This is a genomic window from Pseudomonas sp. NPDC089406 (genome assembly GCF_044900265.1).
Classification (GTDB): Bacteria; Pseudomonadota; Gammaproteobacteria; order Pseudomonadales; family Pseudomonadaceae; genus Aquipseudomonas; species Aquipseudomonas fakonensis.
In genome coordinates, this window is record NZ_JBJDNC010000006.1 from 186,529 (window position 1) to 213,103 (window position 26,575).

General features: G+C 65.7%; 24 protein-coding genes and 1 pseudogene. 17 read left to right on the forward strand and 8 right to left on the reverse strand.

The features are described from left to right. Positions 1-1,317 (forward strand): bifunctional DedA family/phosphatase PAP2 family protein, encoded by a 1,317-nt coding sequence (locus ACI2KK_RS06655; protein ID WP_404668335.1) that lies wholly within the window; start codon positions 1-3, stop codon positions 1,315-1,317. A 99-nt stretch (positions 1,318-1,416) separates the two neighbouring features. Here the strand turns inward: ACI2KK_RS06655 and ACI2KK_RS06660 are convergent, their stop codons facing one another. The 3 genes from ACI2KK_RS06660 to ACI2KK_RS06670 are packed head-to-tail and all read right to left on the reverse strand — an operon-like array spanning position 1,417 to position 3,092. Beyond that, positions 1,417-2,007, reverse strand: a complete 591-nt coding sequence (locus ACI2KK_RS06660; protein ID WP_404668336.1) for an LON peptidase substrate-binding domain-containing protein — start codon at positions 2,005-2,007, stop codon at positions 1,417-1,419. 9 nt (positions 2,008-2,016) lie between these two features. Then, complete coding sequence (locus tag ACI2KK_RS06665) at positions 2,017-2,733, reverse strand: LrgB family protein (RefSeq protein WP_369989475.1); 717 nt, start codon at positions 2,731-2,733, stop codon at positions 2,017-2,019. Then, positions 2,730-3,092, reverse strand: a complete 363-nt coding sequence (locus tag ACI2KK_RS06670) for a CidA/LrgA family protein (protein ID WP_404668337.1) — start codon at positions 3,090-3,092, stop codon at positions 2,730-2,732. The genes ACI2KK_RS06665 and ACI2KK_RS06670 overlap by 4 nt, the downstream gene beginning before the upstream one ends. Before the next feature lie 148 nt (positions 3,093-3,240). Here ACI2KK_RS06670 and ACI2KK_RS06675 point away from each other — a divergent pair, with 148 nt between their 5' ends. The 3 genes and pseudogenes from ACI2KK_RS06675 to ACI2KK_RS06685 all read left to right on the forward strand — a co-directional run bounded on the left by ACI2KK_RS06675 (position 3,241) and on the right by ACI2KK_RS06685 (position 6,224). Further along, positions 3,241-3,696 carry a MaoC family dehydratase gene (locus ACI2KK_RS06675; RefSeq protein ID WP_404668338.1) on the forward strand — a complete coding sequence of 152 codons (456 nt, stop codon included), beginning with the start codon at positions 3,241-3,243 and terminating at the stop codon, positions 3,694-3,696. A 123-nt stretch (positions 3,697-3,819) separates the two neighbouring features. Beyond that, a pseudogene (locus ACI2KK_RS06680) lies at positions 3,820-5,552 on the forward strand (C13 family peptidase). Positions 5,553-5,579: 27 nt separating this feature from the next. Beyond that, entirely contained in the window at positions 5,580-6,224 is a 645-nt protein-coding gene (locus ACI2KK_RS06685; RefSeq protein WP_369989471.1) for an oxidoreductase, read from the forward strand. A gap of 164 nt (positions 6,225-6,388) precedes the next feature. Here the strand turns inward: ACI2KK_RS06685 and ACI2KK_RS06690 are convergent, their stop codons facing one another. From ACI2KK_RS06690 to ACI2KK_RS06705, 4 genes are all read right to left on the reverse strand, one after another. After that, on the reverse strand, positions 6,389-6,676 hold the full coding sequence (locus ACI2KK_RS06690) for a YceK/YidQ family lipoprotein (RefSeq protein ID WP_217841606.1): 288 nt from the start codon (positions 6,674-6,676) through the stop codon (positions 6,389-6,391). Continuing rightward, positions 6,673-7,302 (reverse strand): flavin prenyltransferase UbiX, encoded by a 630-nt coding sequence (gene ubiX / locus ACI2KK_RS06695; protein ID WP_217887567.1) that lies wholly within the window; start codon positions 7,300-7,302, stop codon positions 6,673-6,675. The genes ACI2KK_RS06690 and ubiX overlap by 4 nt, the downstream gene beginning before the upstream one ends. Further along, on the reverse strand, positions 7,299-8,648 hold the full coding sequence (gene mpl / locus ACI2KK_RS06700; protein WP_217887566.1) for a UDP-N-acetylmuramate:L-alanyl-gamma-D-glutamyl-meso-diaminopimelate ligase: 1,350 nt from the start codon (positions 8,646-8,648) through the stop codon (positions 7,299-7,301). The genes ubiX and mpl overlap by 4 nt, the downstream gene beginning before the upstream one ends. A 66-nt stretch (positions 8,649-8,714) precedes the next feature. Next, on the reverse strand, positions 8,715-10,694 hold the full coding sequence (locus ACI2KK_RS06705; protein ID WP_404668339.1) for a sigma-54-dependent Fis family transcriptional regulator: 1,980 nt from the start codon (positions 10,692-10,694) through the stop codon (positions 8,715-8,717). 266 nt (positions 10,695-10,960) lie between these two features. Here ACI2KK_RS06705 and ACI2KK_RS06710 point away from each other — a divergent pair, with 266 nt between their 5' ends. The 9 genes from ACI2KK_RS06710 (at position 10,961) to ACI2KK_RS06750 (ending at position 20,191) form a co-directional block, all read left to right on the forward strand. Next, a complete protein-coding gene (locus tag ACI2KK_RS06710; RefSeq protein ID WP_404668340.1) occupies positions 10,961-12,481 on the forward strand; it encodes an aldehyde dehydrogenase family protein in 1,521 nt (506 codons plus the stop codon). Between the two features lie 193 nt (positions 12,482-12,674). Beyond that, a complete protein-coding gene (gene eat, locus ACI2KK_RS06715) occupies positions 12,675-14,123 on the forward strand; it encodes an ethanolamine permease (RefSeq protein WP_404668341.1) in 1,449 nt (482 codons plus the stop codon). A gap of 49 nt (positions 14,124-14,172) precedes the next feature. After that, positions 14,173-15,567 carry an ethanolamine ammonia-lyase subunit EutB gene (locus ACI2KK_RS06720; protein ID WP_404668342.1) on the forward strand — a complete coding sequence of 465 codons (1,395 nt, stop codon included), beginning with the start codon at positions 14,173-14,175 and terminating at the stop codon, positions 15,565-15,567. An 8-nt stretch (positions 15,568-15,575) separates the two neighbouring features. Further along, the gene (gene eutC, locus ACI2KK_RS06725) at positions 15,576-16,394 is read left to right on the forward strand and encodes an ethanolamine ammonia-lyase subunit EutC (RefSeq protein ID WP_404668343.1); all 819 of its coding nucleotides are present in this window, start codon (positions 15,576-15,578) and stop codon (positions 16,392-16,394) included. Positions 16,395-16,504: 110 nt separating this feature from the next. After that, positions 16,505-16,963: a GNAT family N-acetyltransferase gene (locus ACI2KK_RS06730; RefSeq protein WP_404668344.1), complete on the forward strand. Its 459-nt coding sequence runs from the start codon at positions 16,505-16,507 to the stop codon at positions 16,961-16,963. Positions 16,964-17,236: 273 nt separating this feature from the next. Continuing rightward, positions 17,237-17,884 carry a DedA family protein gene (locus ACI2KK_RS06735; RefSeq protein WP_217841597.1) on the forward strand — a complete coding sequence of 216 codons (648 nt, stop codon included), beginning with the start codon at positions 17,237-17,239 and terminating at the stop codon, positions 17,882-17,884. 7 nt (positions 17,885-17,891) lie between these two features. Then, positions 17,892-18,707 (forward strand): zinc-dependent peptidase, encoded by an 816-nt coding sequence (locus ACI2KK_RS06740; RefSeq protein ID WP_404668345.1) that lies wholly within the window; start codon positions 17,892-17,894, stop codon positions 18,705-18,707. A gap of 93 nt (positions 18,708-18,800) precedes the next feature. Then, positions 18,801-19,328: an inorganic diphosphatase gene (gene ppa / locus ACI2KK_RS06745; RefSeq protein ID WP_003255365.1), complete on the forward strand. Its 528-nt coding sequence runs from the start codon at positions 18,801-18,803 to the stop codon at positions 19,326-19,328. Positions 19,329-19,489: 161 nt separating this feature from the next. Then, positions 19,490-20,191: a helix-turn-helix transcriptional regulator gene (locus tag ACI2KK_RS06750; protein ID WP_404668346.1), complete on the forward strand. Its 702-nt coding sequence runs from the start codon at positions 19,490-19,492 to the stop codon at positions 20,189-20,191. Positions 20,192-20,454: 263 nt separating this feature from the next. On the opposite strand, the gene ACI2KK_RS06755 is transcribed toward ACI2KK_RS06750, so the two are convergent. Beyond that, entirely contained in the window at positions 20,455-20,649 is a 195-nt protein-coding gene (locus ACI2KK_RS06755; protein WP_404668347.1) for a hypothetical protein, read from the reverse strand. Positions 20,650-21,121: 472 nt separating this feature from the next. On the opposite strand from ACI2KK_RS06755, the gene ACI2KK_RS06760 reads away from it, so the two are divergent. The 4 genes from ACI2KK_RS06760 to ACI2KK_RS06775 all read left to right on the forward strand — a co-directional run bounded on the left by ACI2KK_RS06760 (position 21,122) and on the right by ACI2KK_RS06775 (position 26,420). Next, the gene (locus tag ACI2KK_RS06760; protein ID WP_404668348.1) at positions 21,122-21,814 is read left to right on the forward strand and encodes a response regulator transcription factor; all 693 of its coding nucleotides are present in this window, start codon (positions 21,122-21,124) and stop codon (positions 21,812-21,814) included. Further along, on the forward strand, positions 21,814-23,160 hold the full coding sequence (locus tag ACI2KK_RS06765; protein WP_404668349.1) for a histidine kinase sensor domain-containing protein: 1,347 nt from the start codon (positions 21,814-21,816) through the stop codon (positions 23,158-23,160). The genes ACI2KK_RS06760 and ACI2KK_RS06765 overlap by 1 nt, the downstream gene beginning before the upstream one ends. 75 nt (positions 23,161-23,235) lie before the next feature. Then, positions 23,236-25,464: a TonB-dependent siderophore receptor gene (locus tag ACI2KK_RS06770; RefSeq protein ID WP_404668350.1), complete on the forward strand. Its 2,229-nt coding sequence runs from the start codon at positions 23,236-23,238 to the stop codon at positions 25,462-25,464. Positions 25,465-25,532: 68 nt separating this feature from the next. Next, the gene (locus ACI2KK_RS06775) at positions 25,533-26,420 is read left to right on the forward strand and encodes an alpha/beta hydrolase (RefSeq protein WP_404668351.1); all 888 of its coding nucleotides are present in this window, start codon (positions 25,533-25,535) and stop codon (positions 26,418-26,420) included. Positions 26,421-26,575: the final 155 nt, after the last annotated feature.

The window sequence follows — 26,575 nt, forward strand, 5'->3', positions numbered from 1 at the left end:
ATGGGCCAATGGCTCGACAGCCTGACCGCCTGGCTAGGCGCCAACCCCCAGTGGCTGGGCCTGGCGATCTTTCTGGTCGCCTGCGTGGAATGCCTGGCCATTGCCGGCATCATCGTGCCCGGCACCGTGTTGCTGTTCGCCGTGGCCGTGCTGGCCGGCAGCGGCGCCTTCAGCCTGGGTGAAACCCTGCTGCTGGGGTTTCTCGGCGGCCTTTTGGGTGACGCCATCTCCTACACCATCGGCAAGTATTTCCACCAGAACATCCGCCGCCTGCCACTGCTGCGCAGCCACCCCGAGTGGATCGGCAGCGCCGAGGCGTACTTCCAGCGCTACGGCATCGCCAGCCTGCTGGTAGGGCGTTTCATCGGCCCGCTGCGGCCGATGCTGCCGATGGTCGCCGGCATGTTCGACATGCCCCTGCCGCGCTTCATCGCGGTCAGCCTGGTGGCCGGCGCCGGCTGGTCGGTGGCCTACCTGCTGCCCGGCTGGGCCACCGGCGCGGCCATGCGCCTGCCGCTGCCCGAAGGCTTCTGGCCGCAGGCCGGCGCGGTAGTCGGCACCCTGGCGGTACTGATCGGCCTGAGCCTGAGCTACAGCATTCGCGACCAGCGCAATGGCACCCGGCTGATCGCCGCTCTGAGCGGCCTGGCGGTGGCTGCCTTGTTCATCGGCTGGCCGTATCTGAACGCGTTCGACCAAGGCGTGATGACCCTGGTGCAGGAGCACCGCAGCCAGGCCCTGGACGGCATACTGGTGATGGTCACCCGCCTGGGCGACTTCCGTACCCAGTTCTTCCTCGGCGGCCTGCTCACCGGCCTGCTGTTGCTGGCCCGGCAGTGGCGCCACGCGGTGTTTGCCGCTGCCGCACTGATGGGCACGGCGATCGCCAACGGCACCTTGAAGTGGCTGTTCGCCCGCGCCCGCCCAGAGGTGCTGAGCGACCCGCTGACCAGCTACAGCATGCCCAGCGGCCACAGTTCGGCGTCGTTCGCGTTCTTTCTGGTGCTGGCGGTGCTGGCCGGGCGCAGCCAGCCGCCGCGCATGCGCCTGACCTGGGTGATGCTGGGTTGCATACCGGCACTGGCCATCGCCTTGTCGCGGGTGTACCTGGGGGCGCACTGGCCGACCGACATTCTGGCCGGGGCGCTGCTGGCCTGCTGCGTGTGCGCGCTGAGCCTGACCGTTGTGCAGCACCGCCAGCCGCTGACGGCGCTGTCGCAGCGGGTGTGGTGGCTGGTGCTGCCGGCGTGCATGGCGCTGCTGGCGTTCTTCATGCTGCATGCGTTGCCGAAGGCGTTGTTGCGCTATCAATACTGAGGTCGCCTGCAGCGGCCTCTTCGCGGGTAAACCCGCTCCCACAGGAAGCGCGAAACCCTGTGGGAGCGGGTTTACCCGCGAATCAGCCATGGCATACCGTCAGGCAAACAGCTCGCCCTGAATGCGTTCCAGCAAGGTCTGAATGGCTTCCAGACGCACCTGCGGCGAGCCCATCTCCAGCAGGCGAAGCTTGTCCTCTTCCATGAACGGCAACAGGTACGCCAGCTGGTTGGCCAAGGACTGCCGGCCATCCACATCGCGCGGCATGTCCAGCGCCTCGACCATCGGGTGCTCACCCAGCGCCAGCAGCAGCGCCAGCAGGTCGTCGTCCTGCTCCACCAGCGGGCTATCGGCGGTTTCCGGCAGCCATTGCACCTCGCCCACCAGCAACTGGTCCTTGCGCACCTCGGTCTGCGCCACGCGAAAACGCCGCACGCCCTCGACGCGAATACCCAGCAGGCCGTTGTCCTGCTGCACGAAATCGCGGATCAGCGCCTCGCAACCGACCGAGGCCACCGCCGGCGGCGCCTTGCCCACCTGCTCGCCTTCGAGGATGCACACCACGCCAAAACCTTCGCCCTGCTTCATGCAGCGGCCGATCATGTCCAGATAGCGCGCCTCGAAAATCTGCAAATCGAGCAGGCAGCCGGGAAACAGCACGGTATTCAGGGGAAACAGCGGTAGCGTCATGTGCAGTCCTCAGGCCACCAGGCTGACCGCCAGCGGCAGAAACACCGCCGTGGCCACGCCCATCAAACTCATTGCCAGCGCGGCGAAGGCGCCGCATTCGTCACTTTCCTGCAAGGCCACCGAGGTGCCCACCGCGTGGGCACTCACCCCAAGCGCCATGCCCCGGGCCTCGGGGCTTAGTACCCCCAGGCGGCTCAGCAGCGCCGGGCCGAAGATCGCCCCGATCACCCCGGTGATCAACACGAACACCGCCGCCAGGGCCGCCACACCGCCGATCTGCTCGGCCACCAGCATGGCAATCGGCGAGGTAACCGATTTCGGCGCCATGGTCATCAGGATCATGTGTTCGGCACCGAACCACCAGGCCAGCCCTACACCGGCCACGGTGGCGAACAGGCCTCCGACTACCAGCGTAGTAAAGGTCGGCCAGAACAGCTGGCGAATGCGCCGCAGGTTCAGGTACAGCGGCACCGCCAGGGCCACGGTGGCTGGGCCCAGCAGGATGTTCATGATTTCGGTGCTCTTGCGGTATTCGGCGTAGTCGATGCCGCACAGCAGCAGCACGCCGATCACCAGCAGCATCGACACCAGCACCGGCTGCAGGAAGATCCAGCGGGTTTTCTCGTAAGCCGCCAGCACCAGCTGGTAGGCCGCCAGGGTGATGCCGATGCCGAACAGCGGGTGGTGGATGAGCGCCTCGAGGGCGCCGTGCCAGTCGAGGTTCATGGCTGCTCCTCACGCTTGCCCTGGCGCTGGATGAGCTTTTGCATCAGCACGCCGACCAGCACCAGGGTGGCCAGGCAGGAAATCACCAGGGCCCCGACGATGGCCCAGAAGTCCGCGGCGATATCCTTGGCATACACCATCACCCCCACCGCCGGCGGCACCAGCAGCAACGGCAGGTAGCGCAGCAGGCTGCCGGCCGCCTCGTTGAGCGGCTTGCCCACCTCGCCGCGGAGCATCAGGTAGGCCAACAGCAACAGCAGGCCGATGATCGGCCCGGGCAGGATGTGCAGGAACAGGTGATTGATCGCCGTCCCCAGCAGCTGGAACAGCACCAGCCAGGTCAAACCACGCAACAGCATACGGACCTCCTGAAAGCAGGCGGCCATTATAAGCACGCTAAGCAAGTGGCTATAAGGCGATATTCGCCGAAAAGCGGTCAACTTGACTGAAACGGTTCGCCGTGCTGATCTTGCACCCTCGTACCAAATGACAACCTGGAGAGTCGCGATGCCCTATGTACCGGTTACAGAGCTTGCGCAGTACGTTGGCAAGGAGTTGGGACGTTCCGACTGGCTGAAGATCGATCAACAGCGCATCAACCTGTTCGCCGAAGCCACCGGCGATTTTCAGTTCATCCACGTCGACCCGGTGAAAGCCGCCAAAACCCCGTTCGGCACCACCATCGCCCATGGTTTTCTCACCCTGTCGCTGCTGCCCAAGCTGATGGAAGACATCATCGTGCTGCCCGAGGGGCTGAAGATGGTGGTCAACTACGGACTGGACAGCGTGCGCTTCATCCAGCCGGTGAAGGTCGACAGCAAGGTGCGCCTGAAGCTTGAGCTGGCCGAGGTGACCGAGAAGAAGCCCGGGCAATGGCTGCTCAAGGCCACCGCCACGCTGGAGATCGAAGGCGAGGAAAAGCCGGCTTATATTGCCGAACCCCTGTCGCTCTGCTTCGTCTGACCGGGTCTCATCGCCGGCAAGCCGGCTCCTGCAGGGGCTGGCTTGCCGGCAATACTGCAGCGCAATTCACCAGCGCCATCATTGTGCGGCATACTCGGCGCATCGTTTCGCCCGGACCCCGCCATGCGCCCACTGCTCCCATTGACCCTCGCACTGCTGCTCGCCGCCTGTGGCGAGGGCGAACCCTTGTCGCCGCCCGACGCGCGCCTGCCCGATGGCGGCCGCTACCGTGGCCAGGTGGTCAATGGCCTGCTGCAGGGTGAAGGGCGCATCGACTACCCCAACGGCAGCTGGTACGCCGGCGCGTTCAAGGATGGCCAGTGGCACGGCCAGGGTGAATGGCACGGCAGCAACGGCGAGGTCTACCGCGGCCAGTTCAACCAGGGCCTGTTCGAGGGCCTGGGCGACCTGAGCACCCCGGGCAGCCACTACGCCGGCACCTTCAAGCACGGCCGGCGCGACGGCGAAGGCACCCTCAAGCAACACGACCAGACCTACCGCGGCCAGTTCAAGGACGACCAGTACGACGGCGCCGGCCTGCTGGAAATGGCCGACGGCAGCCGCTACCAGGGCCTGTTCGCCAAGGGCAAGCCCAACGGCGCCGGGGTGCGCAGCGACGCCGCCGGCAACCAGTTCGGCGGGCATTTCATCGACGGCCACCTGCAGGGTGCCGGCACCTACGACAGCGCCGATGGCGAGCAGTACATCGGTGAATTCAAGGATAACCGCCTCGAAGGCCGTGGCCGCTACGAGAACGTCGACGGCGATGTATGGATCGGCGACTTCAAGGACGGCTCGCTGAGCGGCGAAGGCGAGCTGCTGGGCAGCGACGGCAGCCACTACAAGGGCGGCTTTCGCGACTGGCGCTTCAACGGCAAGGGCACCCTGCAACTGGCCGACGGCAGCGAGTACAGCGGCAGCTTCGCCGACGACGCCTACCAGGGCAGCGGCCGCCTGACCCTGGCCAATGGCCGGGTCGAAAGCGGTTACTGGGTCAATGGCGTGCGGGTGCGCAACGACCAGGGCCAGGCCCTGCCCGACCCGCTGGACCTGGCCCTGCTCAAGCAGGGCAAGCTGCTCGACGATGCCCTGGCCAAGGTGCCGCGCTCGGTGCCGCCGGTGCAGTTGTACAGCCTGGTGGTGGCCGGTGACGGCCAGCAGAGCGTGTTCATGCGCGAAGCCGACTACGTCAGCAACATGCTCAAGGTACGTTTTGGCGCCCACGGCCAGGTCACCCTGGTCAACCACCGCGACCACATGGCCACCCGCCCCATGGCCACCCGCGAGAGCCTGACCCGCGCCGCCCGGGTGATCGCCGAGCGCAGCGGCCCGGAAGACCTGGTGTTCATCTACCTGACCAGCCACGGCAGCCAGGACCACCAGCTGGTGCTCGACCAGCCGCGCCTGCAACTGGCCGACCTGTCCGCCGACGAGCTGGCCAGCGCCTTGGCCCCGCTCAAAGAGCGCGACAAGGTCATCGTCATCTCGGCCTGTTATTCCGGTGGCTATATCGCCCCGCTGAAGGATGACCGCACCCTGATCATGACCGCCGCACGCCCCGACCGGGTGTCGTTCGGCTGTTCCGAAGAAGCCGACTTCACCTACTTCGGCGATGCCCTGTTCGCCCAGGCACTGAACCAGACCGATGACCTCAAGCAGGCGTTTGAACTGGCGCGCGACAGCGTTGCCGAAAGGGAACGCAGGGAAGGTTTCGAGGCTTCCGAACCGCAAATCTGGGCGCCGACGCCGGTGCTTGCACACTGGCAGCGGCTGCGCCAGCAACAGGCCGAAACAGCCTTGCGCAACGACGCGCAACCCGCAGCGGGGGCCAGGCAAAAACCCCAGGCGCCCACTAAGCTGTGATGTAACAAGGGAGAGACATCATGTATTTGACGCCTCAGCATGTCCTGCTTGCCGGTGCCACGGGTCTGACGGGTGAACACCTGCTCGACCGCTTGCTCAACGAGCCCACCATCAGCCGCGTGCTGGCGCCGACCCGTCGGCCGCTGGCCGAGCACCCGCACCTGGAAAACCCGGTGGGTGACCCGGCCGTGTTTCTCCCGCAACTGGCTGGCCGGGTGGATATCGCCTTCTGCTGCCTGGGCACCACGCTCAAGCAGGCAGGCTCGGAATCGGCGTTTCGTGCTGTCGACCTGGACATGGTGGTGGCCTTCAGCAAGCGCGCCCGCGAGATGGGCGCGCGCCACCTGCTGGTGGTCAGCGCCCTGGGCGCCGACCCGAAGTCGTCGATCTTCTACAACCGGGTCAAGGGCGAGATGGAGCAGGCGCTGAAGGATCAGGACTGGCCGCAACTGACCATCGTGCGACCGTCGCTGCTGCTGGGCGAGCGCATGGAGCCGCGCCTGGGTGAAATGGTCGCGGCGCCGTTCGCCAAGCTGATCCCCGGCAAGTACCGCGGCATCGAGGCCTGCACCCTGGCCCGGGCACTGTGGCGCCTGGCGCTGGAAGAGGAAGACGGGGTGCGCGTGGTCGAGTCGGATGAGTTGCGCAGGCTGGGCAAGAAGTAACCCTTCCCTACAGCACGATCCCTGTAGGAGCGGCCTTGTGCCGCGAAAGGGCTGCGTAGCAGCCCCGAGATTTATGCATCATGCAAGACTGCCGGGGCTGCTGCGCAGCCCTTTCGCGGCACAAGGCCGCTCCTACAGGGTACTGAGCAAGCGGCTTATCTCACCTACAACCCACCGGTCGCGTTGAACCCCACCCCCGCCGCCGTCAGCAAAGACAACGGCAGCAGCAGCGTATCGAGTAACGCGCTCCCCGGCAGGTCCAACCGCGGGTACGCCGGCGCCTCGGCACCAAAGCGATCCAGCGGGCAGCACCCACCGTTCATCACGTACAAATCCAGGCGCGTACCGGCATACACCACCGGCGCCCCGGGCTTGTTCGCATCCAGCGTGCGCACCGTGGCGCAACCGCCGAGCGCACCCAGCACCAGCAGCCCCACCAGCAGCCGTTTCAATCATCGACCCCGTAGTGATGCTCACCCCAGCGCGGCAGCATGTCCTGGGGGATGTTCAGCAGGTTGAGAATGCGCGCCACCACGAAGTCCACCAGGTCATCGATGGTCTGCGGCTGGTGATAGAACCCCGGCGCCGCCGGCAGCATCACCGCGCCCATCTGCGACAGCTTGAGCATGTTCTCCAGGTGAATGGTCGACAACGGCGCCTCGCGCGGTACCAGGATCAACTGGCGACGCTCTTTCAAGGTGACGTCGGCGGCACGTTCGATCAGGTTGTTGCAGGCACCGGTGGCAATGGCCGACAGCGTGCCGGTGGAACACGGTACCACCACCATTGCCGCCGGCGCGCCGGAGCCCGAGGCCACCGGCGACATCCAGTCTTCCTTGCCATACACGCGGATCTGCCCGTCGGCAGCGCCGGTGTACTCGGTCAGAAACGCCTGCATCGCCTGGGGCTTGGCCGGCAGCACCACGTCGGTCTCGGTGGCCATCACCAGTTGCGCGGCCTTGGAGATCAGAAAGTGCACCTCGCGGTCCTCGCGCACCAGGCAGTCGAGCAAACGCAGGCCATACTGCGCCCCCGAGGCGCCGGTCATGGCCAGGGTGATGCGTTCCGGGCCGCTCACTTCAGCGCCTCGGCCAGCTTGCCGTGCAGGCCGCCGAAGCCACCGTTGCTCATGATCACCACATGGGTGCCCGGGCGCGCCTGGCCCTTGATGCGCTCGATGATCGCCTCGAGGCTGTCGGCAACCACGCTCGGCACCTTGCATTCGGCCGCCGTGCCGGCCAGGTCCCAGCCCAGGTTGGGCGGTGCGTACCAGATCACCTGGTCGGCGTCGTTGACGCTTTCTGGCAGGCCGTCGCGGTGCGCGCCGAGCTTCATGGAGTTGGAGCGCGGCTCGATGACGGCGATCACCGGCGCCTCGCCGACGCGCTTGCGCAGGCCGTCGAGGGTGGTGGCAATGGCGGTCGGGTGGTGGGCGAAATCGTCATAGATGGTCACGCCCTGCACTTCGGCGACCTTCTCCATGCGCCGCTTGACGCTCTTGAACGCGCTCAGGCCATCGATCGCCATGGCCGGCACCACGCCGACGTGGCGCGCGGCGGCCAAGGTGGCCAGGGCGTTGGCAACGTTGTGCTGACCGGTCAGGGCCCAGTCCACCACGCCTTGGGCAACACCTTCGAACAAGACCTCGAAGCGCGAGCCGTCGGGGCTGAGCAGGCGCGCCTGCCACTGGCCGCCGGCACCTGTGGTTTGCACCGGGGTCCAGCAGCCCATGCCGATGACCCGCTCCAGCGCAGCTTCGGTGGTCGGGTGGATGACCAGGCCTTCGCTGGGGATGGTACGCACCAGGTGGTGGAACTGACGCTCGATGGACGCAAGGTCGGGGAAGATGTCGGCGTGGTCGAACTCAAGGTTGTTGAGGATCGCGGTGCGCGGGTGGTAGTGAACGAACTTGGAGCGCTTGTCGAAGAACGCGCTGTCGTACTCGTCGGCCTCGACCACGAAGAACGGCGTATCGCCAAGGCGGGCAGATACCGAGAAGTTCTGCGGCACGCCGCCGATCAAAAAGCCCGGGCTCATGCCGGCGTGTTCCAGCACCCAGGCCAGCATGCTGCTGGTGGTGGTCTTGCCGTGGGTACCGGCCACTGCCAGCACCCAACGGCCCTGCAGCACATGGTCGGCCAGCCACTGCGGGCCGGACACATAAGGCAGGCCCTTGTTCAGCACGTACTCCACCGCCGGGTTGCCCCGCGACATGGCGTTGCCGATCACCACCAGATCCGGAGCCGGCTCCAGTTGCGCCGGGTCATAGCCTTGGGTCAGCTCGATGCCCTGGGCTTCGAGCTGGGTGCTCATGGGGGGATAGACGTTGGCGTCGGAGCCCGTGACGCGGTGGCCAAGTTCCTTGGCCAGCACCGCCAGCGAGCCCATGAAAGTGCCGCAGATACCGAGAATGTGAATGTGCATGGTCGACCTCGCAAAACTTCGAGGCAGGGTAGCCCAGGGCGAGGGAAATCGCACCCGCTGTTTCGCTCAGCCAGCCCTGGCGATGCCGTGTTTGCGCAGTTTCCGATACAGGGTGTTGCGGCTGATGCCCAGGTGCTCGGCGACCTGGGTCAGGTGCCAGCGTTTTGCTTCCAGCACAGCGAGCAGAGCATCACGCTCGGCATGTAGGAGCGGCCTTGTGTCGCGAAAGGGCTGCGCAGCAGCCCCGGCGATATCTGCGCTGTCGTCATGATCCTGGGGCCGCTGCGCGCCCCTTTCGCGACACAAGGCCGCTCCTACAGGGATTGCGCCGCTGCGAACAATCGCGGGCAGGTCCTGATACTCGACCCGGCCTTCATCACACAACGCCACCAAGGTGCGCAGCACGTTGCGCATCTGCCGCACGTTGCCCGGCCAGGCAAAATCCAGCAGTGCCTGGCGGGCACCAGGCTCCAGAGCCACCGGCTGGCCCTGCGCCTCCTGGCGCAGCAAAAAGTCCAGCAACGGACCCTTGTCGCTGCGCTCGCGCACCGCCGGCAGCGCCACTTCCAGGCCATTGAGCCGGTAATAAAGGTCTTCGCGGAAAGTGCCCTGCGCCACCCGCTCCAAAAGGTCCCGGTGGGTGGCACTGACGATGCGCACATCCACCGCCTGCGGCTCGCCGCCAATGGGCACCACCTGGCGCTCTTCCAGCACCCGCAGCAGGCGGGTCTGCAGCGTCAGCGGCATGTCGCCGATCTCGTCCAGCAGCAAGGTACCGCCATCGGCCTGCAGCAGCTTGCCGCGCATGCCCTCCTTGCGCGCGCCGGTAAAGCTGCCACCGCGGTAACCGAACAGCTCGCTCTCGATCAGGCTTTCGGGGATCGACGCGCAGTTGATAGCCACGAACGGCTTGTGCCGGCGCGCGCTGGCCTGGTGCACGGCCTGGGCGAAGGCCTCCTTGCCGCAACCGGTCTCGCCGCGCAGCAGCAACGGCACATCACGCTCGAACACCCGCACCGCCCGGCGAAACTCCTGCTGCAAGGCCGGGTCGAGCAGGCAGATGCCGGGCTCGGCCTCGCGCGGCGATTGCGCCAGGGCCACCGACCATACCGGCGTACGCGCCTGGCCGCGCAGGCTGGCGAACACCTGGCGCCCGTCGCGGGTATGCAGCGGCCAGGCCGCGCTGCCTTGTGGTGTGGCGCGGCTGAACAATTCGTCATGCTTGCAGGCGAAGAACATCTCCACCGGTTTGCCCAACACCCCGCCGCGAATAGCCCCCAGCAGGTTCAGCGCGCCCTGGTTGGCGGCGCAGATGCGCCCGTCGCCATCGAAGGCCAGCAGCCCCTCGCTGAACAGCCCGACCGACTCGGCCTGCAGGTGAAAACGCAGCAGCCACTGCTGCTCGAAGTGGCGCAGGAAGTAGCAGCTTTCGATCATTTTCGCCGACAGGTTGACCAGCGCCATGGTGTGGAACTGGCTCTGGCGTGACACGTCCGGGCGCGCCGACGACACGTCGAGCACCGCCAGCAGCTCACCATGGGGGTCGAACACCGGGCTGGCCGAGCAGGTCAGGCCGGTATGGCGCCCGCGAAAATGCTCGTCCTGGTGAATGGTCAGGGCCTGGCGCTCCACCAGGCAGGTGCCGATGCCGTTGGTGCCCTCGCGGGCCTCGCTCCAGTCGGCGCCCAGCCACAGGCCGGCGCGCTCGAAGATGCGCCGCTCGCTGGGAGCGGTGACGCAATTGAGGATCACCCCGCGGGCATCGGTGAGCAGCACCGCATGCCCGGCACCGGACAACTGCTGGTGCAGGCTGTTCATCTCGTGGTCGGCGATCTGCAGCACCTGGCGCAGGCCTTCGCGACTCTCCAGCAGGCGGCCGTGCTCCAGCACCACCGGGGCCTGGGCGCGGGCCGGGTCGAGGTGGTAGTCCTCCAGGCAACGCAACCAGGAGCGGGCAATCGAAGGGTCGCTGCCCGGCCCGCTGGCCTGGCCGTGGGCAACGGTCAGCACTTGCTGGGCATGGCGGCTGAACGGGTTGCTCTGCATTTTTGTTGTTCTCCGCAGATGACACGTGCCGCCAGCATCCTCCAGGCGCCCATGCTTTGCAATGCTGCTCTGACCGCCGAGTCACCGGTTGTGCCAGAAGCGGTACAAAGTGTCACCCAGGCTGTGCCGCCTGCGGTACAGCACCCCGCGCCGGCCCCTGAACAAATGACCCAAGTCATTGATTGGCAAGGGCCTCCAGGCGCTGGCCCGACCTTTGCTCTACGCTTTGAAACTCCGCAACAATCACAACGACCAGGAGACACATCATGCGTTATGCACATCCCGGCACCGAAGGCGCGAAGGTCAACTTCAAGAGCCGCTACGGCAACTACATCGGTGGTGAGTTCGTGGCGCCGGTGAAGGGGCAGTATTTCGAGAACACCTCCCCGGTCAACGGCAAGCTGATCGCCGAGTTCCCCCGCTCCACCGCCGAAGACATCGACAAGGCCCTGGATGCCGCCCACGCCGCCGCCGACGCCTGGGGCCGCACCTCGGTGCAGGACCGCTCCAACGTGCTGCTGCGCATCGCCGACCGCATCGAGCAGAACCTTGAACTGCTGGCCATCACCGAAACCTGGGACAACGGCAAGCCGATCCGCGAAACCCTCAACGCCGACATTCCGCTGGCGGTAGACCACTTCCGCTACTTCGCCGGCTGCATTCGCGCCCAGGAAGGCGGCGCCGCCGAAATCAACGACACCACCGTGGCCTACCACATTCACGAGCCGCTGGGCGTGGTCGGGCAGATCATCCCGTGGAACTTCCCGCTGCTGATGGCCGCCTGGAAGCTCGCCCCGGCCCTGGCTGCCGGCAACTGCGTGGTGCTCAAGCCGGCCGAGCAAACCCCGCTGGGCATTACCGTACTGCTGGAGCTGATCGGCGACCTGCTGCCCAAGGGCGTGCTCAACGTGGTCCAGGGCTATGGCCGCGAGGCCGGTGAAGCGCTGGCCACCAGCAAGCGCATCGCCAAGATCGCCTTCACCGGCTCCACCCCGGTGGGCTCACACATCATGAAGTGCGCCGCCGAGAACATCATCCCGTCCACCGTCGAGCTGGGCGGCAAGTCGCCGAACGTGTACTTCGAAGACATCATGCAGGCCGAGCCCAGCTTCATCGACAAGGCCGCCGAAGGCATGGTGCTGGCGTTCTTCAACCAGGGCGAGGTGTGCACCTGCCCGTCGCGGGCGCTGGTACAGGAGTCGATCTACCCGCAGTTCATGGAAGTGGTGATGAAGAAGGTGCTGCAGATCAAGCGCGGCGACCCGCTGGACACCGACACCATGGTCGGCGCCCAGGCCTCGCAGCAGCAGTTCGAGAAGATCCAGTCGTACTTGAAAATTGCCCAGGAAGAAGGTGCAGAGCTGCTGACTGGTGGCAAGGTGGAGCAGCTCGAAGGCTCGCTGGCCACGGGTTATTACATCCAGCCGACCCTGCTCAAGGGCAACAACAAGATGCGCGTGTTCCAGGAAGAGATCTTCGGCCCGGTGGTCAGCGTCACCACATTCAAGGATGAAGCCGAAGCCCTGGCGATTGCCAACGACACCGAGTTCGGCCTGGGCGCCGGTGTGTGGACCCGCGACATCAACCGCGCCTACCGCATGGGCCGCGGTATCAAGGCCGGCCGCGTGTGGACCAACTGCTACCACCTGTACCCGGCACATGCCGCGTTCGGTGGCTACAAGAAGTCCGGCGTCGGCCGTGAAACCCACAAGATGATGCTCGACCACTACCAGCAGACCAAGAACCTGCTGGTGAGCTACGACATCAACCCGTTGGGCTTCTTCTAAACCGCTATCGCCGGCAAGCCGGCTCCTACATGAACCTTGCGCACAATCTGTAGGAGCCGGCTTGCCGGCGATGAGGCCGCCACAGCCACACATAAACCACAGCGGTTCACGTGCCCCAACCGCTCTGGCTCGCTTCCTGCAAAACAATCACCACGGCCCGGACGGGCCACCAAGAAAAAAAACAGGTGAATCCATGCCAAGCGATCATTCCGCCGGCGCGCCGGCAAGCTCCTCCGTCGATTTCGAAAAAGTCGGTTCCGACTACTTCCAGCAACGTGAACTGAAAAAAGGCGCCGCAGGCTGGGTGCTGCTGGTGGGCCTGGGTGTGGCCTACGTGATCTCCGGCGACTACGCCGGCTGGAACTTCGGCCTGGCCCAGGGAGGCTGGGGCGGCATGTTCCTCGCCACCCTGCTGATGGCCACCATGTACCTGTGCATGTGCTTCTCGCTGGCCGAGCTGTCTTCGATGATCCCCACCGCCGGCGGCGGCTACGGCTTTGCCCGCAGCGCCTTCGGGCCCTGGGGCGGGTTTCTTACCGGCACTGCGATCCTGATCGAGTACGCCATCGCCCCGGCGGCCATCGCCGTGTTCATCGGCGCCTACTGCCAGTCGCTGTTCGGCATCGGCGGCTGGATGATTTACCTGGTGTTCTACATCGTGTTCATCGGCATCCACATCTTCGGGGTGGGTGAGGCGCTGAAGCTGATGTTCATCATCACCGCCGTTGCCGCCATCGCCCTGGCGGTATTCCTGATCGGCATGGTGCCCCATTTCGATGCAGCCAACCTGTTCGACATCGCCAAGACCGACGCCGTTGGTGCAAGCAGCTTCCTGCCGTTCGGCTACGTCGGCGTGTGGGCTGCGATCCCCTACGCCATCTGGTTCTTCCTCGCCGTCGAGGGCGTGCCACTGGCCGCCGAAGAAACCAAGAACCCCAAGCGTGACCTGCCGCGCGGCCTGATCGGCGCGATGCTGGTACTGCTGGCCTTCGCCCTGCTGATTCTGGTGGTCGGCCCCGGTGGCGCTGGCGCCGAAGCGCTGAAGGCCTCGGGCAACCCGCTGGTCGAGGCGCTGTCCAAAGCCTACGGCGGCTCCACCTGGATGGGCGGCTTCGTCAACCTGGTGGGCCTGGCCGGCCTGATCGCCAGCTTCTTCTCGATCATCTACGCCTATTCGCGGCAGATCTTCGCCCTGTCGCGCGCCGGCTACCTGCCACGCAAGCTGTCTGAAACCAACAAGAGCAAGGCCCCGGTGCTGGCCCTGGTGATCCCCGGCATCATCGGTTTTGCCCTGTCGCTGACCGGCCAGGGCGACCTGCTCATCCTGGTGGCGGTATTCGGCGCTACGCTGTCCTATGTGCTGATGATGGCCGCGCACATCACCCTGCGCATCCGCCGGCCGAAGATGGAGCGCCCGTATCGCACTCCCGGTGGCGTGTTCACCTCGGGCGTGGCCCTGGTGCTGGCCTGCATCGCCGTGGTGGCGGGCTTTTTGGTAGACCCGCGGGTAGTGATTGGCGCGGCAGTGATTTACGGCGTGCTGATTGCCTACTTCGCCTTCTACAGCCGTCATCACCTGGTGGCCGGCACCCCGGAAGAGGAATTCGCCGCGATCCAGAAGGCCGAAGAGGCCCTGCACTGATCGCAGACTTACGCCGCAGGCCAGCCCTGCGGCGCCCTGGAGATTCTGTATGGCAGTTTTCGTACACACCGTGGGCAACCAGCTCTACCGCTTCGACAGCCTCAAAGAGGTGATGGCCAAGGCCAGCCCGGCGCGCTCCGGCGACTACCTGGCCGGCGTTGCCGCCAGCAACGATGGCGAGCGGGTGGCGGCGCAGATGGCCCTGGCCGACATACCCCTCAAGCATTTTTTGAACGAAGCGCTGATCCCTTATGAACAAGACGAAGTCACCCGGCTGATCGTCGACACCCATGACCTGGCAGCCTTCGCTCCGGTCAGCCACCTGACCGTCGGCGGCCTGCGCGACTGGCTGCTCAGCGAACAGGCCGACGAACTCAGCCTGCGCGCCCTGGCCCCCGGCCTGACCCCGGAAATGGCCGCAGCGGTGTCAAAGATCATGCGCGTGCAGGACCTGGTGCTGGTGGCGCAGAAGATCCGCGTGGTCACGGCGTTTCGCGGCACCATGGGCCTGCGCGGGCGGCTTTCGACCCGCCTGCAACCCAACCACCCCACCGACGAGCCGGCCGGCATCGCCGCCAGCATTCTCGACGGCCTGCTGTACGGCAACGGCGACGCGATGATCGGCATCAACCCGGCCACCGACAGCATTTCGTCGATCTGCGCCCTGCTGGAGATGCTCGATGCCATCATCCAGCGCTACGACATCCCCACCCAGGCCTGCGTGCTGACCCACGTCACCACCTCGATCGAGGCGATCAACCGTGGCGTGCCGCTGGACCTGGTGTTCCAATCCATAGCCGGCACCGAGGCGGCCAATGCAGGCTTTGGCATCAACCTCAACGTGCTGCAAGAGGGCTACGAGGCCGGCCTTTCGCTCAAGCGCGGCACGGCCGGGCACAACCTGATGTATTTCGAGACCGGCCAGGGCAGCGCGCTGTCGGCCAACGCCCACCACGGCGTCGACCAGCAAACCTGCGAAACCCGCGCCTACGCCGTGGCCCGGCACTTCAAGCCGTTTCTGGTCAATACCGTGGTCGGCTTCATCGGCCCGGAATACCTGTACAACGGCAAGCAGATCATCCGCGCAGGCCTCGAGGACCACTTCTGCGGCAAGCTGCTGGGCGTGCCCATGGGCTGCGACATCTGCTACACCAACCACGCCGAAGCCGACCAGGACGACATGGACACCCTGCTGACCCTGCTGGGGGTGGCCGGGATCAACTTCATCATGGGTATCCCCGGCTCCGACGACATCATGCTCAACTACCAGACCACCTCGTTCCACGACGCGCTGTACGCCCGCCAGACCCTGGGCCTGCGCCCGGGGCCGGAATTCGAGGCCTGGCTTGCGCGCACCGGCATCTTCACCCAGGCCGACGGGCGCATCCGCTTCGGCGACAACCTGCCGCCGGCCTTCCGCCAGGCCCTGGCACAGCTGGCATAGGGACGACCATGGACCGACACACACCGAGCACCGACAACCCCTGGCTGGCCTTGCGCAACCTGACCCCTGCGCGCATCGCCCTGGGCCGCACCGGCATCAGCCTGCCCACCGGCGCGCAGCTGGACTTCCAGTACGCCCACGCCCAGGCCCGCGATGCCGTGCACCTGCCGTTCGACCACGTGAGTATTCGCCAGCAACTGCACGAGCGTGGCCGCGACAGCCTGCTGCTGCACAGCGCCGCCAGCGACCGCCACCAGTACCTGCAACGCCCCGACCTGGGCCGGCGTCTGCATGACGATTCGGCGCAGCAATTGCGCGAGCATGTGCAGGCCAACCCCGGCGGCGTCGATTTGGCCATCGTCGTCGCCGACGGCCTGTCGGCGCTGGCCGTGCACCGCCACACCCTGCCGTTTCTGGCGCGCTTCGAGGAACAGGCTGCAGCCGACGGCTGGAGCAGCGCCCCGGTGGTGCTGGTGGAGCAAGGCCGGGTGGCGGTGGCCGACGAGGTTGGCGAGTTGCTGGGCGCACGCATGACCGTGATGCTGATCGGCGAACGCCCCGGGCTCAGCTCGCCTGACAGCCTGGGGCTGTACTTCACCTACGCGCCCAAGGTCGGCCTGACCGACGCCTACCGCAACTGCATCTCCAACGTGCGCCTGGAGGGCCTGAGCTACGGCATGGCCGCCCATCGCCTGTTGTACCTGATGCGCGAGGCCTGCAGGCGCCAGTTGTCGGGGGTGAATCTGAAGGACGAAGCCGAGGTGCATAGCCTTGAAAGCGAAGGGTCGGTCAGCAAAAACGGCAACTTCCTGCTCGGTAAAGGGTAAGAAACCTGTAACGGAGGGTGGATTGCGCTTGTAGCCAGCTTTAGGCAGCATGCGGATTGAACGCTGCTGGCAATCCGCCGTATCCCCTCAATGGACTCAGAGGCCCGCCCATGCGCATCATCAAGGCAACCCTGGAACACCTCGACCTGCTCACTCCGCTGTTCGTGAAGTACCGCGAGTTCTACGGCGAACTGCCTTACCCGGACACCTCGCGCACCTTTCTGGAAAAACGCCTGAAGCGCGGCGAGTCGGTGATCTACCTGGCCATACCGCTGGACGACGACAACAAGCTGCTGGGTTTCTGCCAGCTGTACCCGAGTTTTTCGTCGCTGTCGCTCAAGCGCGTGTGGATTCTCAACGACATCTACGTGGCCGAAGATTCGCGGCGCATGCTGGTGGCCGACCACCTGATGCGCGAGGCCAAGAAGATGGCCCGCGAAACCAACGCCGTGCGCATGCGCGTGTCCACCAGCAGTGGTAACGAGGTGGCGCGCAAGACCTACGAGTCGATCGGTTTTCGCAAGGACACCGAGTTCGAGAACTACGTGTTGCCAATCAGCCTGGAATAACTGATGCATCGACCTTGTGGGAGCGGGCTTGCCCCGCGATGAGGCCATTCGGGCCATCGCGGGGCAAGCCCGCTCCCACAGGGTCGCTTTCGACCGAGGCAGCCTGGTAACCCCCCGCTACAAACTCCCCGGGCACTTTCCCCGCTTCGCCGTATAATCCCCCTCCAGTCATGTGTGAAAAGTTACCTCTTTAGCAGGTGAACCTGCCCACGCCCAAGACGCCGTCCGTCATCGCGCGCCCGTAGAAGCGGGTCAAGAACACAGGTGCTGTACATGGATTTCAACCCGCTGGACCTCATCCTGCATCTCGATGCCTACCTCGATCTGCTGGTCACCAACTACGGCCCCTGGATCTACGCCATCCTGTTCACCGTGATCTTCTGCGAAACCGGCCTGGTGGTGATGCCGTTCCTGCCCGGCGACTCGCTGCTGTTCATCGCCGGCGCCGTAGCGGCCGGCGGCGGCATGGACCCGGTACTGCTGGCAGGCCTGCTGATGGCCGCGGCCATTCTGGGCGACAGCACCAACTACGTGATCGGGCGCACTGCCGGCGAGCGGCTGTTCAGCAACCCCAAGTCGAAGATCTTCCGCCAGGACTACCTGCAGCGTACCCACGAGTTCTATGCCCGCCATGGCGGCAAGACCGTCACCCTGGCGCGCTTCCTGCCGATTTTGCGTACCTTCGCACCGTTCGTCGCCGGCATTGCCCACATGCACTACCCGCGCTTTCTCACCTTCAGCGTGGTCGGCTCGCTGCTGTGGGTCGGCGGCCTGGTAACCCTCGGCTACTTCTTCGGCAACGTGCCGTTCATCAAGCAGCACCTGTCGCTGATGGTGGTCGCCATCATCGTCCTGTCGCTGGTGCCGATGATCCTCGGCCTGCTGCGGGGCCGCCTGGGCCGCGCAGCCAAGGCCCACTAAGCCAACCATGTGGTCGTTCAGCGCCTGGCGGCGCCGGCGCACCCTGGCCCGTTACCCGGTCGCCGAACCGCTGTGGCAGGCCGTGCGCCAGCAGCTGCCGCTGCTGGACGGCATCAGTGACGACGAAGACCGCTGGCTGCGCGAAGCCTGCGTGATGTTCTTGCACGACAAGCACCTGACCACCCTGCCCGGGGTCACCCTGGACGACGGCCAGCGCCTGCTGCTGGCGGCCCAGGCGCAACTGCCGCTGCTGCACCTGGGCGAGCTGAACTGGTACCAGGGCTTCCACGAGATCATCCTCTACCCCGACGACTTCAAGAGCCCACAGCGCCACCGCGACGCCAGCGGCGTGGAGCATGTGTGGGACGCCGAACACAGCGGCGAGGCCTGGCAACAGGGCCCGGTGATCATGGCCTGGGACGGGGTGCTGGCCGGCGGCGGCTGGGAGGCCTACAACCTGGTGATCCACGAGCTGGCGCACAAGCTCGACATGCTCAACGGCGACGCCAACGGCCTGCCGCCGCTGCACGCCGGCATGCGCATGCAGGACTGGGCCGAGGCCATGCAACAGGCCTATGACGACCTTAACCGCCAGCTCGACGCCGACCCCGACCTTGAAACCGCCATCGACCCCTACGCTGCGGAAAACCCGGCGGAGTTCTTCGCCGTCACCAGCGAGTACTTCTTCAGCGCCCCTGACCTTTTGCACGAGGCTTATCCAAAGGTCTACCAGCAACTGGCGCTGTTCTACCGCCAGGACCCGCTGGCCCGTCTGGCACGCCTGCAACGCGAGCACCCCGACTACCGCCAGCAGCACGCCTGAGAGCCCCGCACATCAGGCCGGGCGTGGCATGCACAGGTGGAATGTGCCTATAATCGCCGCCACTTTTTTGATCAAACACGGGGGCACTGCCCAATGAGCTACAGCAAGATCCCGGCTGGCAAAGACCTGCCGAACGACATCTACGTCGCTATCGAGATCCCGGCCAACCACGCGCCGATCAAGTACGAGATCGACAAGGACAGCGACACCCTGTTCGTTGACCGTTTCATGGCCACCCCGATGTTCTACCCGGCCAACTACGGCTTCATCCCCAACACCCTGGCCGACGACGGTGACCCGCTGGACGTGCTGGTAGTGACCCCGTACCCGGTAGCCCCAGGCTCGGTGATCCGCGCCCGCCCGGTCGGCGTGCTGAACATGACCGACGACGGCGGCGGCGACGCCAAGGTCATCGCCGTACCGCACGACAAGCTGAGCCAGCTGTACGTTGACGTGAAGGAATACACCGACCTGCCCGCGCTGCTGATCCAGCAGATCGAGCACTTCTTCGCCAACTACAAGGATCTGGAGAAGGGCAAGTGGGTCAAGATCGAAGGCTGGGAAGGCGCCGACGCCGCCCGCGCCGCGATCACCAAGTCGGTTGCTGCCTACAAGGGCTGAGCCTGACCATGTAAAGCCCCGCCTCGGCGGGGCTTTTTTCTGCCCGAAAGAAAGCTCCTACAAAGCCTTAAGAAACAACCTACAAATGGCGACTTTTCCCACAATTCGCCTCTACATCAGGTTCATTTCCCTACAGATTACGGGGCGATAGACTCACCGGCATGAATACATCCGGTGACCGCTTCAAAGCGCTCCTGCAGGAGTGCAACCTGACCCCTTCCGATTTTGCCGCCCAGCGCAAGATCACGCCCCAGCACGTCAACAACTGGTTCAAGCGTGGCGTGCCCCAGGCCCGGCTCGACGAATTCGCCGACCTGTTCTGCGTGCACCGGCGCTGGCTGCGTACCGGCGAAGGCCCCAAGCACCCCGACCCACTGATTTCGGCACGCCCCCCGGCACCCCGCCAGCTGCCGCCGCCCGCGCCCCTGCTCGACCTGGCGCCGGCCGGGGTGCCCATCCCGCTGCACCAGGTCAGCCAGGGCAAGCTTGTGCCGGTTCCCGGGCTGCACCAGGCGATACCTGCGCAGGCGCTGGACAGCCTCGGCGTGGCCGCCGGGCGCTGTATCTGCATCGGCATGCCGGCCGACAACATGGCCCCGCTGCTGCCCCAGGGCACGCTGCTGGCCATCGACCGCAACTTCACCCAGGTGATCAAGGGCGAGTACTACGCCCTGCTGCACAACGGCCGCCTGCGGGTGCACCAGCTCAGCCACGGCCACAACGGCACCCTGTGCCTGCACAGCCACGACCGCCTCAACTACCCGATGGAGCGCTACACCGCCCAGCGCCGCAAGGCGCAGCGGCTGGAAATCATCGGCTGGGTGTTCTGGTGGTCGTGCCTGCGTCCTGCGCGCCCGGGCTGAAACACCTGGCACCACTTTTTGCTGGGCATCCCCGGCAAGCCCTAGTATGCTACGCCGCACATCACGCCCTCTGATGGTGCAAGCCGCATTCCAGAGGGCCTGGCGACGCCTCACACAGTCGTCCGCCATCTTTTTCAGGCCATGTTGCCAACCGTTTAAGGCGATTGCGGCTTATCAAAAATGAGCCAAGATCGTCCCCGAAAGCCGGCCACAAGCCGGCTTTTTAATGCCTGTTGTTTGCCCTTGGCGGTCAGGCTCCCCGATCATTTCTGCCCGCCCACCACCTTCATGCGCAATGCCTCAAAATAGGCATTATCCACGTGGGCAGTCGGTGCCGATGCTCCTCCTGCCAGCAAAAGATCGCGCAAGCCCTGCCTTGCCTTGTTTTCACCGCCTGGTGCCGTGGGGCGGCATTCCGGCTTGTCATCTGAAGCCTTCATTGTGCTGTCCTCAATCACGGAAGTTCCGGAGCATAGCCGCCATCCCTCGCTGACGCCCCGATGGCTAATGCAACAAAATATTGATAGTTCCTCTCGTGGAACCAAGCGCACCTGGTCATCTGACGAGACCTTTGTAGGAGCGGCCTCGTGTCGCGATGGGCTGCGCAGCAGCCCCGGCGGTTTTCGCATGAGGCTGAGACCCTGGGGCCGCTGCGCAGCCCATCGCGACACAAGGCCGCTTCCCACATGGATTGAATAAGCCTCAGGCCTGCGCTGCACCTGTAGGAGCCGGCTTGCCGGCGATGAGGCAAGTGCAGGCAGCACAAGACAATTGCTCCCACAACCGCACGCAATGCGCTTGCGAAGGCAAGTGAGCTCCCATCAGCCGTATGCCCCGCGACGAAATGCCAGCCCTTGGCCATTGCCCCCCGCCACCCTCAAGTGAGATTATTCGCATTTGCAATGCATTCCCATTCAAGGCCTCCCCTCCGTGCCCTTCAAGCTCCTCCTCGCCGAAGACGACCCCAGCCTGCGCCAAGACCTCTTGCACCACTTCCAGCGCCGCGGCTTCAGCGTGCAAGCCTGCGAGAACGGCACCCAAGCCTTGGCCGCCCTGCCCCAGGGTCAATTCGACCTGATCCTGCTCGACATCATGCTGCCGGGCATCGACGGCCTGACCTTGCTCGACGAGTTGCGCCGCCACCAGGCGGTGCCGGTGATGCTGATGTCGGCCCTCGGCGCCGAACAGGACCGCATCAGCGGCTTCACCCGTGGCGCCGACGACTACCTGCCCAAGCCATTCAGCCTGGCCGAACTGGATGCTCGGGTTGACGCGCTGCTGCGCCGGGTAGCGCTGGACCGGCGCCCCAACCCGCCACAGGCCAGCCGCACACTGGACTTCGATGAGACCAACCAGGACGTCGTCCACCAGGGCCGCAACGCCGGGCTGACCGGCTCGGAGTTCCGCCTGCTGGCCACCCTGCAGGCGCACCCGGGCGAGGCGCTGAGCAAGGCGTTTCTCTACCAGAGCGTGCTGCACCGGGCCTATACCCGCCTGGACCGCGGCCTGGACGTGCATGTGTGCAACCTGCGCCGCAAGCTCGCCGCCATCGGCGCCGGGCACCTGCAAATCCAGGCGGTGCGCGGCCAGGGCTACATCCTGGTCGACAGCGGTAACGCCTGATGCGCCGCCACCCTCTGCTGTGGAAGCTGGCGCTGCTGCAGGTGTGCTTCTGCCTGCTGCTGACCTGGATCATCTGGACCTGGGGCCTGTCGGTGGAGCGCAGTACGTACTTTCTTGCCCCCGCCGAACGGCTCTACCTGGCACGCTTCGCCGGCCAGGCCGAACAGGCCTGGCGCAGCGGCGGCGCCGAGGCGGTGGAAACCTTCCGCCACCAGCTGCAACGTGAAGAAGACACCTGGGTGGCCGTGGTCGGCCCGCGCCTGGAAAGCCTCGGCACCACTCCCTTGAGCGCCGACGAAGCCGGCCGCCTGACCTTCATGCGCAAGCTCGACTGGCCGATGAGCCGGCGCCTGCAGGACGAGCTGCCCTACGTCAGCATCGCGTTCCCCGAGCGCCCGCAAGACGGCCGCCTGGTGATCCAGTTGCCCGAACACCTGCTGCCCACCGGCCTCACGCCCTGGACCCACGTGGTCACCCACGGCGTGGCGCCAGCGCTGCTGGCACTGTTGCTGGGCCTGGCGCTGTACCGCCACCTGGTCGCCCCGCTGAACCGCCTGCGCGACCGCGCCGATGCCCTGCGCGCCGACGACCTCGAAAGCCCCGGCCTGGCCCTGCAAACCCGCCACGACGAACTGGGCGAGCTGGCCCAGGCCTTCGAGCACATGGCCGTGCGCCTGCGCCGCAGCCTCGAGCAGCAGCGCCTGCTGCTGCGCACCCTGTCCCACGAGCTGCGCACGCCGCTGGCACGCCTGCGCATCGCCCACGACAGCCAGCTGCCGCCGGAGCAACTGCGCCAACGCCTGGAGCGCGAGGTGGACGATATGCAAAAGCTGCTGGAGGACACCCTGGACCTTGCCTGGATGGACACCGAGCGCCCGCACCTGCCCACGGAACCTGTGCAGGTGCTGTCGGTGTGGGAGGCGCTGGTACAGGACTGCTGCTTCGAAAGCGGCTGGGCCGCCGAGCGCCTGCCCTGCACCCTGGGCATCGACTGCGTGGTGCAAGCGCACCTGGACAGCCTGGCCCAGGCCCTGGAGAACCTGCTGCGCAACGCTATCCGCCATTCGCCGCCCGCAGGCCAGGTGATGCTGGACGGCTGGCGCGAAGGCGAACACTGGCACCTGTGCCTGCGCGACCAGGGCCCCGGCGTGCCCGAAGATGAACTGGAGCAGATCTTCCAGCCCTACCGGCGCCTGCCAAACAGCGGCGCGGGTTTTGGCCTGGGCCTGGCCATCGCCCGGCGCGGCGTCGAGCTGCAAGGCGGCAGGCTGTGGGCGAGCAACGCCAACCCCGGGCTGGTGCAGCACCTGCTGCTGCCGGCAAGCGAGAAGTGTTTAGAAAGTTAATGCGCTTTACTCTCAAATAAGAGTAATTACCATCTGTGATCTCTTGAATTCAGCCCGCCATGCCGGAGATCCCACATGTCGCCCCGCCCGCTCCCCTTCGCCCCCTTCCTGCTGCTGTCCAGCTGCCTGCTGGCCAGCGCCGTGCAGGCCGCCAACCAGCCCGAACCGATCGAACTGGAAAGCCAGAACGTGGTGGCCACCGCACTGGAAGAGACCAAGCAGGCGCCGGGCGTGTCGGTGATCACCGCCGAAGACATCAAGAAGCGCCCGCCGGCCAACGACCTGTCGCAGATCATCCGCAGCATGCCGGGGGTCAACCTCACCGGCAACTCCACCAGCGGCCAGCGTGGCAACAACCGGCAAATCGACATCCGTGGCATGGGCCCGGAAAACACCCTGATTCTGGTCGACGGCAAACCGGTGGCCAGCCGCAACGCCGTGCGCTACGGCTGGCGCGGCGAGCGCGACAGCCGTGGCGACACCAACTGGGTGCCGGCCGACCAGGTCGAGCGCATCGAGGTGATCCGCGGCCCGGCCGCTGCGCGCTATGGCTCGGGGGCCATGGGTGGGGTGATCAACATCATCACCAAGCAGGCCGGCAGCCAGACCCACGGCAACATGACGGTGTACCAGAACTTCCCGCAGCATGGTGACGAAGGCGCCAGCAAGCGTGTGAGCTTCGGCCTCAACGGCCCGCTCACCGATAGCCTCAGCTACCGGGTGTACGGCAACCTCGCCAAGACCGACGCGGACGATGCCGACATCAACCAGGGCCATGAATCGGCGCGTACCGGCAACCAGGTCGGCACCCTGCCGGCCGGCCGCGAGGGCGTGCGCAACAAGGACGTCAACGGCCTGCTCAGCTGGCACCTGACCCCGCAGCAGACCCTGGACTTCGAGGCCGGCTTCAGCCGCCAGGGCAACATCTACAGCGGCGATACGCAAAACACCAACTCCAACAGCACCGTGAAGAACATGCTGGGCCGCGAAACCAACATCATGTACCGCGAGAACTACGCCATCACCCACCGTGGCGACTGGGACTTCGGCAGCTCGATGGCCTACCTGCAATACGCCAAGACCCGCAACAGCCGCATCAACGAAGGCCTGGCCGGCGGCACCGAGGGCATTTTCAGCAGCAGCGACTTCTACACCTCGACCCTGCGCGACCTCACCGCCCACGGCGAACTCAACCTGCCGCTGCACGCCTGGCGCGACCAGACCCTGACCCTGGGCAGCGAATGGAGCCAGCAAAAACTCGACGACCCCAGCGCCAACACCCAGACCACCAGCGAGGGCGGTAGCGTTGCCGGCCTGACCAGCTCCAACCGCAGTACCACCTCCCAGGCGCAGATCTTCTCGCTGTTCGCCGAGGACAACATCGAGCTGCTGCCCGGCACCATGCTCACCCCGGCGCTGCGCTTCGACCACCACAGCATCGTCGGCGACAACTGGAGCCCGTCGCTCAACCTGTCCCACGCGCTGACCGACAGCCTCACCCTCAAGGCCGGTATCGCCCGGGCCTACAAGGCGCCGAACCTGTATCAACTGAACCCCGACTACCTGCTCTACAGCCGCGGCCAGGGCTGCTATGGGCAGAGCACCAGCTGCTACCTGCAAGGCAACGAAAACCTCAAGGCCGAGACCAGCATCAACAAGGAACTGGGCATCGAATTCCAGCGTGACGGCTGGGTGGCGGGGCTTACGTACTTCCGCAACGACTACAAGAACAAGATCGACTCGGGCCTGAGCAAAATCGGCAACGCCACCGGCGGTACCGGCAGCTATGCCAACGCTGCGATCTACCAGTGGGAGAACATCCCCAAGGCGCTGGTCGAGGGCCTGGAAGGCACCCTGACCATCCCGCTGAACGAGCAGCTGAAGTGGAGCAACAACCTCACCTACATGCTGCAGTCGAAAAACAAGGAGACCGGCGACACCCTGTCGGTGACCCCGGCCTACACCCTCAACTCGATGCTCGACTGGCAAGCCACCGACGACCTGTCGCTGCAACTGAGCGTGGCCTGGTACGGCAAGCAAAAGCCGAAAAAGTACGATTACCACGGCGACCGTGTGACCGGCTCGGCCAACGACCAGTTGGCGCCCTACGCACTGGTCGGTGCCAGCGGCACCTACGCCATCAGCAAGAACCTGAGCGTCACCGCCGGGGTCGACAACCTGTTCGACAAACGCCTGTACCGGGCCGGCAACGCCCAAGGTGTGAACAATATCGAAGGTGCCGGCGCGGCCACCTACAACGAACCCGGCCGCACCCTCTACACCAGCCTCACCGCCTCGTTCTGAGGCCCCGCCGCCGCGCCGCGAACCACGGCGCGGCGGCGTTGTAACGGACGGCACGACGAGAACCCCTGATGAACAAGATCGCCCTCGGCCTGGCCTTGGCGCTGGCGTTGGCCGCCAGCGCCCATGCCCAGCCGCAGCCTGAACAGCAGATGGACACAACGCTGCTGCAACGCCAGGACCTGCCCTACCACTTCAGCCACATCGACCTGGACTCGGCCGATGGCCAGCGCCATTACCGCCTGTGGGTCGGCAAACCCGAGCGCCCGGCGCCAGCCGCTGGTTACCCGGTGCTGTGGATGCTCGACGGCAACGCCGCCATCGGCGCCTTGCAGGCCCGGCAACTGCGCCAGCTCGCCGCCGGCCAGGCACCGCTGCTGGTTGCCATCGGTTACCAGAGCGAGCAGCGTATCGAACGCGGCGCCCGCACCTTTGACTACACCCCGTCAGTGCCTGGCCTTGCCGAACAGCGCGACCCGCTGACCGGCCAACCGAGCGGTGGCGTGGATGCCTTCCTTGACCTGCTGCAACAGCGCATGCGCCCGCTGGTGGCTGGCGTCGCACCAGTGGACCCACAACGCCAGACCTTGTGGGGGCACTCCTACGGTGGCCTGGCAGTACTTCACACCTTGTTCACCCGCCCGGGCATGTTCAGCAACTATGCAGCGGCCAGCCCATCGCTGTGGTGGCATGACGGCGCCATCGACCGCGAGCTGCCCGGCCTTGGCCAGCGGCTCGGCGCCAGCCGCCCGCGCCTGCTGTTGATGCGCGGTGATGACGAACCGTCCAACCCGCGCGTCGCCCCCGGCCCGGACAGCGACAAGCCAATACGCGAGCTGGTGGCCAGGCTGGCCAAGGTCGACGGCCTGGACGTGCGCTACCAGCATTTTGCCGGGCTGGGCCACGGCCCGATGCTGCCGGCCTCGCTGGCGCATGTGCTCGACACCCTGTCGCAGTAGTCGCATAGGGAATACAGCGTAGGAGCAACTGTCTTGCTCAATTTCTAAAATCTAGCGCGTCCCCTGTAGGAGCCGGCTTGCCGGCGATAGGGCCGGCACAGGCGAATGCTGGCACCGGCTGTGCCGGTGATCGCCGGCAAGCCGGCTCCTACAGG

Excerpts from the sequence above, each read along its gene's own strand:
- ACI2KK_RS06685 (WP_369989471.1), top strand. The coding sequence starts at position 5,580 with ATGTATTTGACGCCTCAGCATGTCCTGCTTGCCGGTGCCACGGGTCTG.
- ACI2KK_RS06720 (WP_404668342.1), top strand. The coding sequence starts at position 14,173 with ATGGCAGTTTTCGTACACACCGTGGGCAACCAGCTCTACCGCTTCGAC.
- ACI2KK_RS06670 (WP_404668337.1), bottom strand. The coding sequence starts at position 3,092 with ATGCTGTTGCGTGGTTTGACCTGGCTGGTGCTGTTCCAGCTGCTGGGG.
- ACI2KK_RS06655 (WP_404668335.1), top strand. The coding sequence starts at position 1 with ATGGGCCAATGGCTCGACAGCCTGACCGCCTGGCTAGGCGCCAACCCC.
- eutC (WP_404668343.1), top strand. The coding sequence starts at position 15,576 with ATGGACCGACACACACCGAGCACCGACAACCCCTGGCTGGCCTTGCGC.
- ACI2KK_RS06740 (WP_404668345.1), top strand. The coding sequence starts at position 17,892 with ATGTGGTCGTTCAGCGCCTGGCGGCGCCGGCGCACCCTGGCCCGTTAC.
- ACI2KK_RS06660 (WP_404668336.1), bottom strand. The coding sequence starts at position 2,007 with ATGACGCTACCGCTGTTTCCCCTGAATACCGTGCTGTTTCCCGGCTGC.
- ACI2KK_RS06765 (WP_404668349.1), top strand. The coding sequence starts at position 21,814 with ATGCGCCGCCACCCTCTGCTGTGGAAGCTGGCGCTGCTGCAGGTGTGC.
- mpl (WP_217887566.1), bottom strand. The coding sequence starts at position 8,648 with ATGCACATTCACATTCTCGGTATCTGCGGCACTTTCATGGGCTCGCTG.
- ppa (WP_003255365.1), top strand. The coding sequence starts at position 18,801 with ATGAGCTACAGCAAGATCCCGGCTGGCAAAGACCTGCCGAACGACATC.
- ACI2KK_RS06730 (WP_404668344.1), top strand. The coding sequence starts at position 16,505 with ATGCGCATCATCAAGGCAACCCTGGAACACCTCGACCTGCTCACTCCG.
- ACI2KK_RS06735 (WP_217841597.1), top strand. The coding sequence starts at position 17,237 with ATGGATTTCAACCCGCTGGACCTCATCCTGCATCTCGATGCCTACCTC.
- ACI2KK_RS06705 (WP_404668339.1), bottom strand. The coding sequence starts at position 10,694 with ATGCAGAGCAACCCGTTCAGCCGCCATGCCCAGCAAGTGCTGACCGTT.
- ACI2KK_RS06665 (WP_369989475.1), bottom strand. The coding sequence starts at position 2,733 with ATGAACCTCGACTGGCACGGCGCCCTCGAGGCGCTCATCCACCACCCG.
- ACI2KK_RS06775 (WP_404668351.1), top strand. The coding sequence starts at position 25,533 with ATGAACAAGATCGCCCTCGGCCTGGCCTTGGCGCTGGCGTTGGCCGCC.
- ACI2KK_RS06675 (WP_404668338.1), top strand. The coding sequence starts at position 3,241 with ATGCCCTATGTACCGGTTACAGAGCTTGCGCAGTACGTTGGCAAGGAG.
- eat (WP_404668341.1), top strand. The coding sequence starts at position 12,675 with ATGCCAAGCGATCATTCCGCCGGCGCGCCGGCAAGCTCCTCCGTCGAT.
- ACI2KK_RS06770 (WP_404668350.1), top strand. The coding sequence starts at position 23,236 with ATGTCGCCCCGCCCGCTCCCCTTCGCCCCCTTCCTGCTGCTGTCCAGC.
- ACI2KK_RS06750 (WP_404668346.1), top strand. The coding sequence starts at position 19,490 with ATGAATACATCCGGTGACCGCTTCAAAGCGCTCCTGCAGGAGTGCAAC.
- ACI2KK_RS06710 (WP_404668340.1), top strand. The coding sequence starts at position 10,961 with ATGCGTTATGCACATCCCGGCACCGAAGGCGCGAAGGTCAACTTCAAG.